The organism is Staphylococcus coagulans, from assembly GCF_002901995.1.
GTDB lineage: Bacteria > Bacillota > Bacilli > Staphylococcales > Staphylococcaceae > Staphylococcus > Staphylococcus coagulans.
On the sequence record NZ_PPQN01000007.1, the window covers coordinates 23,525 to 39,066 of the forward strand.

The following is a 15,542-nucleotide window of genomic DNA, read 5'->3' on the forward strand; positions in this document are numbered from 1 at the left end:
TTAAATATTTTTTTGATATAATATCATAGTTAATTATTTTATTCTTAAATAGAGAGAAAGAAGGCATTTAACTATGAAATATAAGCGTTCAGTGGCATTATTTACGACGGCCTCATTATTGTTAGCAAGTTGTGGAACTTCTTCCCATTCTAACGAAAAAATATTGGATATTGAGCTCCCTTTGAAAACAACTTCAATTGCCCCTTTTGAAACAGACGTTCCTGTTCGAGTCGGTGCGGCAGAAACGCTATTTAAAGTTTCAAAAAATGGTGAGATTCAACCTTGGTTAGCACAATCGTATCATTACAATTCGTCCGACCAGTTAGAAATAAAACTTAAAGATCATATCCATTTCCAAAATGGGGTACCACTGACGGGAGAAAAAGTTAAAAAAAGTTTAGAAACGGCATTGAAGAAGAGTCCTTTTGTCAAATCTACACTACCCATCAAAAGTATTAAGGCTCAAGGCCAAAAAGTAACAATTACAACAAAATCATCTTATCCTGAACTCGCCTCTGAATTAGCAAATCCTTATGTGGCGATTTTTGACGTGGATGCTAAAACAGATTTAAATGCACATCCTATAGGAACGGGACCTTATCAAATCAAAAGTTATCAACGTTCTCAGAAAATCAGTCTAGACCGAAATTCCAAATATTGGCATGGACAACCCAAACTTGATGGCGTGAATGTCACTTATCAAGAAGATGGAAATGCGCGTGTCAGTCATCTAGAATCTGGACAAGCCGATTTAATCACAGATGTCCCTGTTAATCGTATTCAGCAATTAGCCAAGTCAGATCGAACAAAAATAGCGCGTGTATCGGGTTATCGAACACAGATGGTCGTTTATAATCAAGTAAGTAAAAAGATGACACGCCCTGTCCGCCAAGCATTAGATGCGGTCATTGATAGAAAAGGTATTGCAGAGGAAATTTCGAAAGGCTTTGCCCAGCCGGCTACGGGTCCTTTTAATGACCATCTTGATTTTATTAAGCATCAAGCAGTGAAAAAACAAAATATACAAGATGCAAGGGCGATAATGGAAAAAGAAGGTTATAGTGATACCCACCCTTTAAAAATTCAATTGATTACATATGAAGGTCGTCCAGAATTACCTAAAATGGCACAGGTCATTCAGTCGGACGCCAAAAAAGCCCATATCGATATAGATATCCGAACAGTTGATGATATTGAAGGTTATTTAGCAGATCGTTCCCAATGGGATGCAACAATGTATAGCTTTGGAACGATTCCGCGTGGGGATACGGGTTACTTCTTCAATCAAGCTTACCATCAAGATGGTTCGGTCAATAAAGGTGCCTATAAAAATTCAAAAGTGACGGCAATGATTGAACAATTAAATCATACGGTCAATCAAGCTCAACGTGAAAAACTATCTAATGACATTATTGAAACAGCGGCACGTGATATACCAGCAAGTTATATTACTTACAATGATACAGTTGATGGTCTAAACAGAAATGTGAGTCACTTTAAAGCAACACCAGAAGGTATATATTTAGTAGATGAAAAGGTTGATATGACAAATGCTCATTAAAAGATTTGTTCGGCTGATCATTAAAATGATCAGTGTACTGTGGATTTTATCAACGATTACTTTTATTTTAATGAAGTTGACGCCAGGCGATCCAGTAGTTCACATGCTTCATGTTGGAGAAGCAAATGTGTCACAGTCGACTATCAATGCCACGCGCCAAGCGTATGGTTTAAATGATCAATGGCTTATACAATATGGGCGATGGTTAGGACACGTGCTTCATTTTGATTTTGGTGAGAGCTATCAAACACATGAACCCGTGCTCAAAGCGCTTATTTTTCATGTGCAACCTACAATAATGATAGCTATATTGACGATAATGGTCGTTATGATGACAGCATTACCTCTAGGGACATGGGCAGGGTGTCACCCAAATAGTAAAATGGATCGATTGATTCGTATCACGACATCGATGACGGTTAGTCTTCCGTCATTCTTTTTAGGTATTGTTCTCATTCATATCTTTGCAGTCCGTTTAAACATTTTACCTGCATCTGGGTATACTTCGCCCATTCACTTGGTGTTACCGGTGATGGCAATGAGTATTGGAATGAGCGCCTATTATATTCGATTGATGAGATCTACAGTGATGAACTTGTATCAAAGTCGAGAAGTTGCGGCTTCACGTTTACGCGGTGTGTCTGAACGGTACATATTTTTTACAGATATATTGAAACCTGCACTCGTTCCTGTCGTGACCATATTAGGCTTATCTATAGGAAGTTTAGTAGGTGGGACGGTAGTGATAGAACGTGTATTTAGTATTCCGGGATTAGGGCAATTTTTAGTAGATAGTGTGCGTGCGAGAGACTATCCCGTCATTCAAGGTATTGTGTTAATGATGGGTGTGATTGTGGTCTTGGCGAATATGTTAAGCGACATGCTGATTTTGTTTTTAGATCCAAAGCAACGTTTACAACATCAAAAGACAGAACCTATACAAATAGAAACAGCTGAATATGAGGTGTCTTCACAATGATGAATCAACGACGTCATTTACCTTTCATTGTGTGGGTATGTATCGGTTATTTATGTTTACTCATTGTTGCACAAGGGATTGTTTCGAAACAGGCTGCCTTTGATGTGAAACTAGATGAAAGTCTTTTACCTATCAGTGCAGCACACTGGTTAGGCACAGATGATTATGGCCGGGATTTGTTAGCACGTCTTTTGATAGGGGCGCGGTACACGTTGTTAATTAGCTTGTTAACACTGTTATTAACGATACTGGTGGGTGTGCCAATAGGGATGCTCGCGGGCTATTTTAAAGGAAAATTAGATAAAATGATCATGCGTATCATTGATATTGGTTTAAGTATTCCTGAATTTGTATTAGTGATTGCAATGGCCAGTCTGTTAAAGCCAAGCATTTGGAATATTGTATTCGCCATGATTTTGTTAAGATGGATGACTTATGCGCGCTTATCACGGACCATTGTTAAAAGTGTAAGCGACAAGGATTATATTAGGATGGCAAAATTTTATAAAGTGCCTACGCCCATCATTATATGGCGACATTGTTTGCCACACGTGTTGCCTTCGATTTTAGTAGTGGCTACTGTTGATTTTGGTAAAATTATTTTATATATCTCGGCACTTTCATTTCTTGGATTAGGAGCGCAACCACCTTTACCTGAATGGGGCGCCATGCTGAATGCAGGTCGTGATTTTATGACTTCAGCTCCCCTATTATTGTTTGCACCCGCGGTGATGATTACGGTTACGATTTTAATTTTCCAGCTGACAGGTGATGCCTTACGTGACTATTTTACAAGAAAGGAGCGTCACTTTAGTGGATAAATTACTTGAAATTCGTGATTGGACGATTCATGATGCAGAAAAAACGATCGTTCAAAATATCGACTTCACGCTTTATACTTCACAAGTGAATCTATTAATTGGCGAGAGCGGTGCTGGCAAGAGCATGCTTATTAAAAGTTTGCTCGGTGTCTTGCCAGAGCGATGTCGCGTTTCCTATCAAGCGTTTTTATATCGAAACGTATCTGAACGCACACTCAAACCCTACTTAGGGCGACATATTGGCTATATTTCACAAGACTATACGCATAGTTTTAATGACCACATGCCCATCAAGAAGCAACTCATTGGCATTTATCGTCAACACTATCAAGTTTCACATGAAACGGCTGAAGCCCATGTTCAAGCAGCTTTAGGGTGGGTCGGATTAGAAGCAATAGATTTATCAAAACGATACCGATTTATGTTATCAGGAGGACAACTGGAGCGTGTCTTAATTGCGAGTGTTATGATGCTAGAGCCTTCACTTATAATAGCAGATGAACCGACAGCGGCATTAGATGTCGTTACAGGACATCAAATTATGACCTTACTTTGTGATTTAGCGCAATCACATCAAGTCACTTTATTGATTGTGACGCACAACTTAGCACACGTTGCACGTTTTAGTGATTATATTTACGTCATGAAACAGGGGCAACTCATCGACAAGGGGACATGGTCACATTTTAATTCGGCGACTGTACACCCTTATAGTGCGAAACTTTTAAGCTATCGTCATCCGTTACAGAAGGGGTGAGTTGAATGATTAAATTAGAGCATATCAACGTTAAATATCAAACACAGCAAGCGCTCAAAGATGTTACATTAAAAATTGAAGCGCATGAAAAAGTAGGGATTTTAGGTGAAAGTGGTTCGGGAAAGTCGACTTTAGCGAGTGTTATGTTAGGAGAAGTCGCACCACAAAGCGGTCAAGTCGTTTCAACTTTTCAATATATATTACCTATATATCAACACGCCGTACATGCATTTAATCCTAAATTGTCGATTGAAGCTTCTATGAATGAAGCGTTTCATTACAATCAAAAGAAACGCGAGTTTTATTGTCATTATCGTGATGAACTCATACATCAAATGCAATTATCTGAAACATTATTAAAGCGCTATCCGAGTGCGCTAAGTGGAGGACAACTCCAACGTTTTAATGTGATACGTACGTTAATGCTTCAGCCCGATTTATTGATCTGTGATGAAGTCACTGCCCATTTGGATGTCATTGCTGAAGATAAAATGGCACAACAATTAAATAAACATGCGAAGCGGACACAAAAAGCAATGGTGATTATTTCACACGACATTGCTTTTCTACAAAAAATTGTTTCACGTATTATCGTATTAAAAGTGGGAGAAATTGTAGACGCATTTCCAATAGAAAATTTATTTCATGAAGAACGTGCACCTTACACAAAATCTTTATTAGCCCTATATCAGTAATCACTGCGTATATCCTTGTTATTTTAAATAGAAAAATTTCATATCATAAAAAACCCTTGTTCACATCGTTTGTTTTGTGAACAAGGGTTTTCGTTTACTGTTTGTGTGTCTGTTGAATGGTTTCGTAAATCATATCACCAATATATTGAGCAGCACGTCCATTTTCGATCGCACAGAAGCGGTTATAAAAAGCATTGATTTGCTTATCATAAGTTTGTGCAACATGATCAATATTTTTAAGACCTTCGATTAATTCGCCAGGTTCAGTATGGATAGGACCAGGTAAGTCTTTATGATAATCAATATAAAAACCACGAAGATTTTTATCATATTTTTCAATGTCATAAGCAAAGAAAAATTGTGGTCGTTTCAAGATACCATAGTCAAACATTACGGATGAATAATCAGTAATTAAACAATCACTAATCAAGTAAAGTCTTGAAATGTCATTGTAGTTCGATACATCAATAGCAAAGTCTTCATAACCATTTAAATCCAGTGCATTAGCAATTAAATAATGCATACGTAATAAGATAACGTAATCGTCGCCGAGTTCTTTTTGTAAACGTGGTAAATCAATTTTGAGTTCAAAAGTGTACTTACCTTTTTTAATATATTCATCATCACGCCATGTTGGAGCGTACATGATAATTTTTTTACCTTCTGGTATGTTTAATTCTTCTTTAATTTCTTTTTGTAGCTCTACATCGTCAGCGCGATTCACTAAAATATCATTACGTGGGTAGCCGATTTCTAATATTTTTTCAGGTGGCATCCAAAAAGCTGTACGGAATATTTCTGAAGAATAGCGGTTAGGTGAAACTAAATAATCCCAACGTGATGCTTCCTTATAGAAATTCCGTTTATATAGCGCTGTCGTTGTACCAGGCATTCGGACTACTTTCATATCGTTCGCAAGTCGTTTAAGCGGTGTACCGTGCCAAGTTTGGATATAGACTTGGTTCGGTTTTTTATTTAAAAAGAGTGGCACCCGCGCATTAGAAACCCAGAATTTAGCATCTGAATAAGCTTGATAGTACGCTTTTGAATTTTTCTTAACTTTTTGTGCATTACCAGGGACTTGATTGACTTCTGGTTCACTGAAGACCCACTTATAATTAAGTTCTGGGTAATGGTGTCTCATATATTCATAAATATATTTAGGACTATCACTGTAGTTTTTTCCACCAAATGATTCAAAAACAACTGTTTTCTCATCTACATTTTCAACTTTATCAGTCAAAAAGTATTCAGACTGTTCTTTGTTTTTTTGTCGTAGTACAATACGCTTCATATGACGGGTAATAAAGCGCAATCGATTGATTTTAGCAGCTGCTTGTGGCTTTTTAAACGCTAATGCCAACATTTCGAAAAAAAACAGTATCTTTTTCTCAGATAAAATAGCACCATTTAAATGACGTGCCACTTGCGCCAATGTATCTTGATGCGCATTGTAACGCTCAGATGTTTCTTGTAAATTAGGTGAGAACTCATTATGGAGTTTATTGAGCATCCGTTGCTTAATAAAAGCACGTGTATCTTTATTTTTTATACGACTTAATGCATCGACAAAGCTTTTTGCGTAATCCTCAAAGAGAAAGTCAAAATCCTGCTCAGACAATGTACTAGTCTCAAATGGGTCATAGACTTCACCTTTAAAATAAAATGGGAAGTCTGTAATTCGGACGAAACGCTCGGCATATTGGATATATTCAAGAATAAAGGACCAATCCGCATAGACTTGTAGTGCATCATTAAATTGAATGTTATGTGCTTTGACAATAGTTGTTTTAAAGATGATATTACAAACTGTATTTTTTCTTAAGAAAGAATTAGGATTTTGTTTTGTATCTAAGTATTTAATTTGAACTCGATCTTGATTGACATATTGAGGCATATTTAATGCAAACTCATGTACTGGTGCAATCAAGCCATCAAAACTTTTCAAATGTTTTAAATAAAAATTGACTGCATATGTAGCAAGTTTATCATCGGCATCTACAAACATAAAATAAGGTGTTTCAACCGCGTTCATTCCCACGTTACGTGCATAAGCATGGCCGTGATTTTTTTCTAATTTAATATATTTAACTTTTTTATCATAGTCTTTTAAAGCAACATTCAATAATGATTCACTATTATCTGTCGCACCATCATTAACGAAAATTAAATCAAAATTTTGATTGCGTTGACGTTTAAGATAACTGATGCAATCAGAGATATATTCTTCTGAGTTGTAAAAAGGCACTATAATCGATAGCGCGTTCATAAGAATCATCCTTTCAGAGTTCATTTAACAGTTGGTATTATACCATTAACACTTATTCTAATAATAGCAAAAACATTAAAAGTCTAACAATCAAGAATTTATAAAGTGTAGTTTAAGAGGCCGATATGAATTAAGAAGTTTTATTAAAAGGGCAATGTATGATAATGATAAAAGAAAAGTTGAAGTAATCGTGTATATATCGTTATAATGGAAGTTCATAGTATAGTCTGTATATTGAAGTATTAAGTATATTGTAATATAATATTTATTATTTTACTTAAATAAACTGTAAACATAGTTGTTAAACAAGGGGGAAAATATGATTTATACGATTACATCAACACTTCCAGAATATCATGGGGGTCGTACGAAATCTTTGTTAAGAAGAGTACAATTTATGGAAGAACATATTAAAAAGAAGCAAGTGATTTTAACAACCAATTATAATCCTAACTATCCGCTTGTACTTGAACGATTCAGAAGAAGAGGTATCTTAAGTAGTGAGACAAAAGTGTTGAATATCTATGAATGGTTGACTGATGGATTATGTTTTTACTTTCCACAATCGAATTTTAGAAAAAAACCTAAATATTGTCAATGTGAAATAGAGATACCAGGTTTAACTTCAGAAAAAAGTAACAAAAATGATAGAGTGAGACGGTATTATGATGGGAAAAATTATGTTTTATATCGCGAATACCACGATATTGAATCTGAAATATTAAAAATGGAAGATTTTATGTTGCCGAGTCAAAAACATAAAGTTGAAAGAAGAGAATATAATGAATATGGCTATCTACATCGCATAATCAATTATGATACGAAGCTTAATATTAAGTTGAGTGATCGATTGTATAATTCAGAAGGCGAAGTTTATTGCGTGCGTCACTTTAATCAAGATAAATCGAATAAACTTTCTCATATTGCGATTTATAAAAAGGGGAAAATTTTCAAAGCTTTTTCAAATGAAAAGCAGCTTTTCACATATTTTTATGAGAATGTTATATCAGAAGGCGCAATCGTGTTTAATGATGCAAGATTGTTAGATCGTTCAATTTTAGATGTAAGAAAACCAATCAAAAAGGTTTTTATGATTCACAGTAGTCATAAAAATTTAAATGGAGATATGAAAAACAGCTATAGTTTAATACAAAAACGTTCAAATGAAATAGATAAAGTTATTGTACTTACCGACCATCAGAAAAGCGAAATGGTAATGGAGTTCAATTTAGAAGAACATCGCATTAGTGTCATACCTCATTTTGCAGAAATAAAAAATGTTAAAAACGATAAAAGAAGACCTAGCTTTTTATTTATAGGTCGTATTGATGAGAACAAACAAGTCAATCATATATTAGAAGCATTTAAAATATATAGAGATGCAGGATTTAACTATGATTTAAATATATGGTTATGGAGAAAGTAAAGATATTAAAAATATGCAAGCAGAAATAAAAAACTTAGGTTTATCGGAACATGTTAAATATCACGGTAAAACTGATGAGCCAGAAGTATTATTTGCGCAACATGCAGCTTCGATACTTACAAGTCAATATGAAGGATTTGCACTTTCTGTCATGGAGAGCCTTAACAATGGGTGTCCAGTTATTTCTTATGATATAAGGTACGGCCCTAGAGAACTCATTGAAGTTAGTAAAAACGGGTTTTTAGTAGATTCTCAAAATATTAACGATTTAGCTGAAAAAATGAAAGAAATCACGCGCTTTCCGATTGGGAATGTCCAACTAAATGATCGATTTAGTAATATTAATGCGGCCAAGAACTATAAGTTATTAATTGAAAATTTGAAAAATTAAATATTTAATTATATTAATTTAAAAAATCATAGAGCGAACAGCACCAGCAATGTATAGTTGGTGCTGTTCATTTTGGTATGGACCTCTTTCTCGTTAAGTGTTGCTCTGCTTCGATTTAATGAATTTCATCACGAATGGATAACATAGTGAAAGGAGCGTCATAAGTGTTAATACAATTGCAATCGGAGAGCCAAAGAAAATATCGCTTAAATGATTTTGACTGGTGATTAAGCTTTTGCGGAAGTTTTGTTCCATATCTGAGCCAATGATTGCAGCTAAAATTAATGGAGAAATTGGGAAATCGAGCAATTTCAACAATAAACCGACGATACCAAAAATCAAAAGAATGTAAAAATCAATGATGCTGTAACTTAAAGTATAAGTGCCTAAAAAGGCTAGGACCAAGATGATAGGATACAAAGTTTTTGATGGTGTCTTTAAAATTTTCAACAATAAACCGATAAGTGCGATATTCAAAATCACTAAAAAGATGTTACCGATAAACATACTATTAACTAATGTCCAAATCATTTCAGGCTGTTTTTCAAATAACAGAGGTCCAGGTTGCAAACCTAACATAACAACAGCACCCAGTATGACAGCTGTCGTACCTGAACCAGGCACACCCATAGTTAGTAATGGAATAAGTGAGCCAACAGAAGCAGCGTTGTTTGAAGCTTCAGGCGCAGCGACACCTTCGATGGCGCCTTTACCGAATTTTTTACTGTTTTTAGAAATTTGTTTTTCAGTGGCATAGCTTAATAGGGATGCGACAGACCCGCCTGCCCCGGGTAATACACCAATGAGAAATCCAATCGGACTTTGACGTAACATCGTCCAACGCGTGCGCTTCCAATCTTCTTTAGTCAATTTCATTGAACCGAGGTCAGCTTTAGGCGGTTCTAACGTATCTAAGTGCATGTAATTATAGAAAACTTCTGCAACTGCATAAACGCCGATTATGATAACAAGAAAATCAACGCCTTCACTTAAATGTGTGATATCAAATGTGAAGCGATACACACTTGTTTGTAAATCGACACCGATTGTACTCATCATTAAGCCGATAGACATTGCGATGAAGCCTTTTACCATTTTGCCAAGTGATAGCGTTACAATCATAGACAAGGTGAATAAAAAGAGCACAAAATACTCTCTTGGACCAAAATTGAGTGCAAAGTTAGATAAAGGCTTTGCGAGTAGTATAAAACCAATGACAGAAGTCAAACCACCGATTAAAGAAGCCACGGCTGAAATCGTTAAAGCTTTACCAGCTTGGTGATTTTGTGTCATAGGATAGCCATCGAATGTAGCAGCAATTGCTGAACCGTCGCCTGGTGTGTTGAGTAATATAGAACTTCTCGAACCACCGTACATTGCGCCATAATAGATTGAAATCATTAAAATGAGCGCGCTCACAGGATTCATCCCAAACGTGACTGGAATAAGAACGGCAACTGCAGTGGCTGGACCAAGCCCGGGTAACATACCGACAACAGTTCCTAAGAATCCGCCAACAACAATCCATAATAAGTTCATAGGTTGGAAGGCTGTTGTTAATCCTTCCCAAAAACTATTTAAATCTATTCCCATTGTAAGCCCTCCTTTATGGTAAGCTGACGTCTAATAGGTGTGAAAAGGTATACCATGCCACCCCAGAAAAGACGATTGCGACAGCTAAATTTTTTAACCAGTGCTTTAATCCGTTGATTAAGAACATAACTGCAGCTAAAAAGAGTATGGTTGAAATTAAAAAGCCTGCACGTTCGAAAATAAGTGTATAAATCAAAATAAATAAGCAAGTTAAACCGATTCTTTTTATGACTAAGGGTGTCCAAAGTTGTTTGAACGCTTCAAAAGAAACTGCTTTGTCACGATACATTTGAAAGAAATAGATGATACTTGAACTAATGAGTAAAATTGAAATCAAAACTGGAAAATATTTTGGGCTTTGTGGATCTCCAATTCTAGAAATAGGGAGATGAAGCGAAAGTATCAAATAGACAATGCCTATCATAAGACAGACGAGAGGCGGAATGAATTTTGCCATATTTTAAACCCCCTTTGTTTAAAATCCAGCATCTTGAATCAGTTGCTGATATTTTTTTTGTTGTGCATTTAAAAAGTCTTCTGTTTCATAACTGTCTTTATAAAATGCATCCCAATCTTTGTTTTGTCGTATTTTTTTCCACTGGTCAGATTGAACGACTTTTTTCATAGTTTCATTCCAATATGCACGCTCTGTTTTAGACATGTTTTTAGGTCCCATGACACCGCGCCAATGTGGAAAAACAATATTTAATCCTTGTTCTTTCCATGTTGGTACATCTTCTAATCCTTGTATTCGTTTGTCTGATGTAGTAGCAAGAACCTTGAGTTTTCCTGCTTGGTGCTGCGTTTTTACTTCAGAGACTGCTGTGGAAGCGACATCAACATGCCCCCCTAAAAGCGCTGTTTCTAAATCACCACCACTTTTATAAACAAGGAAATCTAATTTTTTTACATCGACACCGTAAGCTTTTGCTACTTGTACAAATGCGAGGTGATCGTTATTTCCTAAGCCAGGCGCTACTCCGATCGTTAACGATTTCGGATTCTTTTTTAATTTTTCCATGACTTCTTTTCCTGATTTGAGATGAGAATGATTAGAAGCGGATAGACTAATCCATTCTGTCGCCAAAATAGCAATAGGTGTAAAGTCGCGTTGACTTAAATCGCTTAACCCTAATTCATGGTTAGACAGTAATAAGCTGGAGTTGATAGCAATGGAAGAAGCAGGTCGCTCTGTTAGATATTGCCATCCTACTTCGCCACCCCCGCCTGGTTTGTTTATGACAGTGATATTTTGATCAGTTAAATTTTGATCTTGCATGATTTTCTGTATGGCACGAGCAGTTGCATCCCAACCGCCTCCTGGTGAAGCGGGCGCAATAATTTCAATTGTACGATTTGGAAATGTCTCGCTTTTCGACTGCTCATGATGATCATGGCTACATGCTGTGAGAATAAAGACGACAACAATTAAAAGTGTCACGAAATTACGCATAACATATACCCCCTTTGTTTGTGACAGCTTTAATTTTATCACAATATTCAGAAAAATATACATTAATTTTGGCTTTGTGTGACTGTCTGTAGACAAAAATGAGGGGATAGGGTATCAATCCCAAAATAAATAGCGCTAAGATGATTTTGAATAGAAAACCATCTTAGCGCGCCCTTTTTTTATGGCAAAACTTCGTATGAAAAGACTTCGATTAGCAAGGGGCTGACATCAACATGTAATATTTAGCCCCTCTATGCAGGCGCCTTCATGAAGGAAAGGTTATCAAAGATGTTACATCCCGAAGCCCTCTCGAATCTTCATCGCGTATCACAGATAATATGATTTCAATTGTTTTGAACCTAAACCCATTTTACAATTTCTGATTGGGTTTGACGTGTTTTTTCACGTTTTGGATCTTCTTCCCGATAACCAAATGCGACCATTACAGATGGCGCAAAGTTTTCATCATCAATGATGCCTTTTTCAGTTAATAATTCAGCCACCTCGTCATATTGAAAACCTTCAATTGGACATGAATCAATACCTAGGAATGCAGCAGACGTCATCATGTTGCCTAGTGCAATATACGTTTGCTTACTTGCCCAATCCCACAATGCGCGATCACTTTCATAAAGATTTAAGTTTTTATCTTGGAATGAAGTCGTTTTTTCACTCATTTGTTGAATCATCGTTTCATCCATGTGTTTGACATCACGTAATAAATGTTGAACGTACTTGTTTTCTGGACGGACATTTTTACGTGCTAAAATAACAACAAAATGACTCGCTGTATCTAATTGACCTTGTGCGCCCCAACTCATAGGTTTAAGTGCAGCACGAATGGCTGGATCTTGAATAACGACAAATTGCCAAGGTTCAAAACCAAGCGAACTTGGCGATAATCGGCCTGTTTCAAGAATGGTATTAAAATCCGCTTTTGATATTTTTTTGCTTGCATCAAAACGTTTTGTCGCAAATCTGTAATTAAATGTATCTAGCAACAATTGACGTCGATCTTCCATAGTATTGCAACTCCTTTGTGCATATTTTCATATTATTTAGTATAGCGAAGCATATAAAGACAATAAAATATTTTGTTTTAACAGTGGGATGATCAGGGAATTTCATTAAATGAAGATAATTTAAGCCAGATGTTAGAAATAATATCTAGACATATTTTTAATTCGGAAAGACGCCATGATTATTTGTCAACAGATTACCGGCTAACAGTGTACGTAAAGATGAAAAAAGCGTAGTCACTATATTGAGAATTGTTATATGAAAAAGTGTTTATATAGAAAGGATTGAGGTTTTATGTTGGAACAATGGTATCGTGAATTGCCACTTCAAGATATTCAAAATATTACCGCTGTGAGTGGTGGCGATGTCAATCAAGCTTATCGTGTAGAAACAAGTAATGAAACGTATTTTTTGTTAGTGCAGCATAATAGAGCGGCCTCATTTTATGATGCAGAAGTGGCAGGTTTAAAAGCTTTTGAGGAAGCGGGTGTGACGGCGCCTGTCGTCATTGATCAAGGTCGAATTGACCAAGATGCCTACTTGTTATTAAGTTATTTGGAAGAAGGGCAAAGTGGCAGTCAACACGCATTAGGACAACTTGTCGCCAAACTACACCATACCCACGAGCCACAAGGGAGATTTGGGTATCCTATGCCCTTTGAAGGCGGGGATGTTCAATTTAATAACGAATGGACAGAGACATGGTCAGAATTATTTATTAACCAACGAATGAATCCTTTAGCGAAAACGATTCGGAATCGTGGATTATGGACGGAAAGTGATGATGCTTTATTTGAAGAGGTCCGGAAGATTATGATTACGTCTTTAAAGCAACATAATAGTGAACCTTCACTCTTGCATGGCGACTTATGGGCTGGTAATTATATGTTTTTAACAGATGGTCGTCCGGCGTTATTCGATCCTGCACCATTATACGGCGATCGAGAGTTTGATTTAGGTGCTACAAAAGTTTTCGGAGGCTTTGATGATGCTTTTTATCATGCCTATAATGAAGCTTATCCCTTAAGTGAGGGTGCTCATTTACGTATTCAATTTTATGAACTTTACTTATTGATGGTGCATTTAGTCAAATTTGGCGTGATGTATGCGCAAAGTGTCAGACGTAAAATGAATGATATTGTCGATTCAGCAACTTAGTGCAAGAACGTTTGTCAATATAGGAGTGGGCTGCTATTATCAACCGTGCTTATTTGTGATAAAGAATGAGTAGATATTGGTAGCTTATCCACGAAGTGATTTAAATAAAAATAAAGTAGATATTTAGGTTGCACATGTACTTCTATTAAGCCATAGTAACCTGAGTTATTTATAACGGAACACAGGCTGTGACATTGATCCAAAAAAGCGCTCAAATGATTTTTAATAGAAAATCGTCTGAGCGCATTCTTTTATGATAAAACTTTGTATTGTATGACTTCCCTCAAGGGCTCGCTATCAATACTTCGTTTATGCGTGCCGTTACTCACTGTTTTAGTTAAAAATAAATCACTTTCGCGTCATTTAATTAATAGTGACAAAAAATAAATGAACGAAACATTGATTTGATCACATCATAAACGTTTAGGAGGTGAACGCTATGCATATCGAAATGAACGATATTTAATTTAAAATACATTCACTTAGATGGGTTCTATAATTTTTGACATTTTGTTTTTATAAAATACTTTCATCGTTTCATAAAAATATCTTCTTCATCTATATGATAATGGCATAATTGTCCTTAAGCAAACGTACACATGAAGGTAAGAATATTAAATATTTTATGTCCCGAACTCTGTTCTCTTTTTTAAATTCGTTCAATTAACCAAGGCCGGAAATGACGAAAAAGATAATAAATGCAACGCATGCACCTATCCATGACCATTTTTGACTGATACCAAGAGAAGAATGAAGCATAATACCAAAGAACCAAGCTGAAATGATATTAGTGATATTGATTGCGCCTAACCAATTATTTTTAGGTGCGAAGATATTTAATGAATCAATTTTAACAATGCTTGGATCAATGTGGAAAAGCCACTGTAGTAATGCAACAATACAACCTACTGAAGTTGTAATAATTGCATAGCGTAAAGATGCTGCAAAAACAACTTTAGCAGAGACTTGTGATTTAAAGATTTTAGTTATTCCCCAAGTGATTAAGAACAATAAAGCTATAAAGAAACAATAAACAATGAAACTCCCAATCGTACCGGCAACTCTCACAATTGGTAATGTGGATTCAGCTTCAATTGGTGATAAGCCGCCTTCATTGACAAGTGTCTCAGTAAAATCAATGTTTAATATGGTTAATAAGCTGATTAAACAACTGACAATAATAAAAATCAAAATTTTAACCAGAACTTTAGGTCGATGCCTCTCCTTAACGAAAGATTCAATATGTAACAGTTTTGAGTAATTCATGAATTGCCTCCTTAAATTATATTTATATTAGATTGTATCATTAAAATTTATAATTTTATACTTTATATTGTAGGTTTCTCATATGTTATGGCATATTTTAGAATTTTTAACTTTTAATAGTATATTTTACCTTGCAATATGATAATATAATAT

The 15,542-nt window shown here is 35.7% G+C and carries 14 protein-coding genes; 8 read left to right on the top strand and 6 right to left on the bottom strand.

The annotated features are described in order from the left end of the window. Positions 1-73 precede the first annotated feature (73 nt). The 5 genes from nikA to CD118_RS01650 are packed head-to-tail and all read left to right on the top strand — an operon-like array spanning position 74 to position 4,813. Complete coding sequence (gene nikA / locus CD118_RS01630; RefSeq protein ID WP_103356144.1) at positions 74-1,561, top strand: nickel ABC transporter substrate-binding protein; 1,488 nt, start codon at positions 74-76, stop codon at positions 1,559-1,561. Beyond that, positions 1,551-2,540, top strand: coding sequence for a nickel ABC transporter permease (gene nikB / locus CD118_RS01635; protein ID WP_060829381.1), 990 nt, complete (start codon positions 1,551-1,553; stop codon positions 2,538-2,540). Before nikA ends, nikB begins: the two co-directional genes overlap by 11 nt. Then, a complete protein-coding gene (nikC, locus tag CD118_RS01640) occupies positions 2,537-3,361 on the top strand; it encodes a nickel transporter permease (protein WP_050329905.1) in 825 nt (274 codons plus the stop codon). The genes nikB and nikC overlap by 4 nt, the downstream gene beginning before the upstream one ends. Next, positions 3,354-4,118, top strand: a complete 765-nt coding sequence (locus CD118_RS01645) for an ATP-binding cassette domain-containing protein (protein WP_103356145.1) — start codon at positions 3,354-3,356, stop codon at positions 4,116-4,118. Before nikC ends, CD118_RS01645 begins: the two co-directional genes overlap by 8 nt. 5 nt (positions 4,119-4,123) lie before the next feature. Then, a complete protein-coding gene (locus tag CD118_RS01650; RefSeq protein WP_103356146.1) occupies positions 4,124-4,813 on the top strand; it encodes an ATP-binding cassette domain-containing protein in 690 nt (229 codons plus the stop codon). Positions 4,814-4,907: 94 nt separating this feature from the next. Here CD118_RS01650 and CD118_RS01655 read toward each other — a convergent pair whose 3' ends face one another. Continuing rightward, entirely contained in the window at positions 4,908-7,082 is a 2,175-nt protein-coding gene (locus tag CD118_RS01655; RefSeq protein WP_103356147.1) for a bifunctional glycosyltransferase/CDP-glycerol:glycerophosphate glycerophosphotransferase, read from the bottom strand. Positions 7,083-7,401: 319 nt separating this feature from the next. On the opposite strand from CD118_RS01655, the gene CD118_RS01660 reads away from it, so the two are divergent. Continuing rightward, positions 7,402-8,508 (top strand): glycosyltransferase, encoded by a 1,107-nt coding sequence (locus CD118_RS01660; RefSeq protein WP_103356148.1) that lies wholly within the window; start codon positions 7,402-7,404, stop codon positions 8,506-8,508. Positions 8,509-8,521: 13 nt separating this feature from the next. Next, the gene (locus CD118_RS01665) at positions 8,522-8,899 is read left to right on the top strand and encodes a glycosyltransferase (RefSeq protein ID WP_103356149.1); all 378 of its coding nucleotides are present in this window, start codon (positions 8,522-8,524) and stop codon (positions 8,897-8,899) included. A 93-nt stretch (positions 8,900-8,992) separates the two neighbouring features. Here CD118_RS01665 and CD118_RS01670 read toward each other — a convergent pair whose 3' ends face one another. The 4 genes from CD118_RS01670 to CD118_RS01685 form a co-directional block, all read right to left on the bottom strand. Next, positions 8,993-10,492, bottom strand: coding sequence for a tripartite tricarboxylate transporter permease (locus CD118_RS01670; protein WP_103356150.1), 1,500 nt, complete (start codon positions 10,490-10,492; stop codon positions 8,993-8,995). 13 nt (positions 10,493-10,505) lie between these two features. Next, on the bottom strand, positions 10,506-10,949 hold the full coding sequence (locus CD118_RS01675; RefSeq protein WP_060829384.1) for a tripartite tricarboxylate transporter TctB family protein: 444 nt from the start codon (positions 10,947-10,949) through the stop codon (positions 10,506-10,508). An 18-nt stretch (positions 10,950-10,967) separates the two neighbouring features. Then, positions 10,968-11,945, bottom strand: a complete 978-nt coding sequence (locus CD118_RS01680; RefSeq protein WP_103356151.1) for a tripartite tricarboxylate transporter substrate binding protein — start codon at positions 11,943-11,945, stop codon at positions 10,968-10,970. 359 nt (positions 11,946-12,304) lie between these two features. Then, positions 12,305-12,967 carry an NAD(P)H-dependent oxidoreductase gene (locus CD118_RS01685; RefSeq protein ID WP_103356152.1) on the bottom strand — a complete coding sequence of 221 codons (663 nt, stop codon included), beginning with the start codon at positions 12,965-12,967 and terminating at the stop codon, positions 12,305-12,307. A 292-nt stretch (positions 12,968-13,259) separates the two neighbouring features. On the opposite strand from CD118_RS01685, the gene CD118_RS01690 reads away from it, so the two are divergent. Continuing rightward, positions 13,260-14,123, top strand: a complete 864-nt coding sequence (locus tag CD118_RS01690) for a fructosamine kinase family protein (protein WP_103356153.1) — start codon at positions 13,260-13,262, stop codon at positions 14,121-14,123. Positions 14,124-14,786: 663 nt separating this feature from the next. Here CD118_RS01690 and CD118_RS01695 read toward each other — a convergent pair. Continuing rightward, complete coding sequence (locus CD118_RS01695; protein ID WP_060829388.1) at positions 14,787-15,389, bottom strand: YIP1 family protein; 603 nt, start codon at positions 15,387-15,389, stop codon at positions 14,787-14,789. Positions 15,390-15,542 lie beyond the last annotated feature (153 nt).

What these genes read in the sequence shown, in the direction of transcription:
- nikA (WP_103356144.1), top strand. Translation starts at nt 74, where the DNA reads ATGAAATATAAGCGTTCAGTGGCATTATTTACGACGGCCTCATTATTG.
- nikB (WP_060829381.1), top strand. Translation starts at nt 1,551, where the DNA reads ATGCTCATTAAAAGATTTGTTCGGCTGATCATTAAAATGATCAGTGTA.
- nikC (WP_050329905.1), top strand. Translation starts at nt 2,537, where the DNA reads ATGATGAATCAACGACGTCATTTACCTTTCATTGTGTGGGTATGTATC.
- CD118_RS01650 (WP_103356146.1), top strand. Translation starts at nt 4,124, where the DNA reads ATGATTAAATTAGAGCATATCAACGTTAAATATCAAACACAGCAAGCG.
- CD118_RS01655 (WP_103356147.1), bottom strand. Translation starts at nt 7,082, where the DNA reads ATGAACGCGCTATCGATTATAGTGCCTTTTTACAACTCAGAAGAATAT.
- CD118_RS01660 (WP_103356148.1), top strand. Translation starts at nt 7,402, where the DNA reads ATGATTTATACGATTACATCAACACTTCCAGAATATCATGGGGGTCGT.
- CD118_RS01665 (WP_103356149.1), top strand. Translation starts at nt 8,522, where the DNA reads ATGCAAGCAGAAATAAAAAACTTAGGTTTATCGGAACATGTTAAATAT.
- CD118_RS01670 (WP_103356150.1), bottom strand. Translation starts at nt 10,492, where the DNA reads ATGGGAATAGATTTAAATAGTTTTTGGGAAGGATTAACAACAGCCTTC.
- CD118_RS01675 (WP_060829384.1), bottom strand. Translation starts at nt 10,949, where the DNA reads ATGGCAAAATTCATTCCGCCTCTCGTCTGTCTTATGATAGGCATTGTC.
- CD118_RS01680 (WP_103356151.1), bottom strand. Translation starts at nt 11,945, where the DNA reads ATGCGTAATTTCGTGACACTTTTAATTGTTGTCGTCTTTATTCTCACA.
- CD118_RS01685 (WP_103356152.1), bottom strand. Translation starts at nt 12,967, where the DNA reads ATGGAAGATCGACGTCAATTGTTGCTAGATACATTTAATTACAGATTT.
- CD118_RS01690 (WP_103356153.1), top strand. Translation starts at nt 13,260, where the DNA reads ATGTTGGAACAATGGTATCGTGAATTGCCACTTCAAGATATTCAAAAT.
- CD118_RS01695 (WP_060829388.1), bottom strand. Translation starts at nt 15,389, where the DNA reads ATGAATTACTCAAAACTGTTACATATTGAATCTTTCGTTAAGGAGAGG.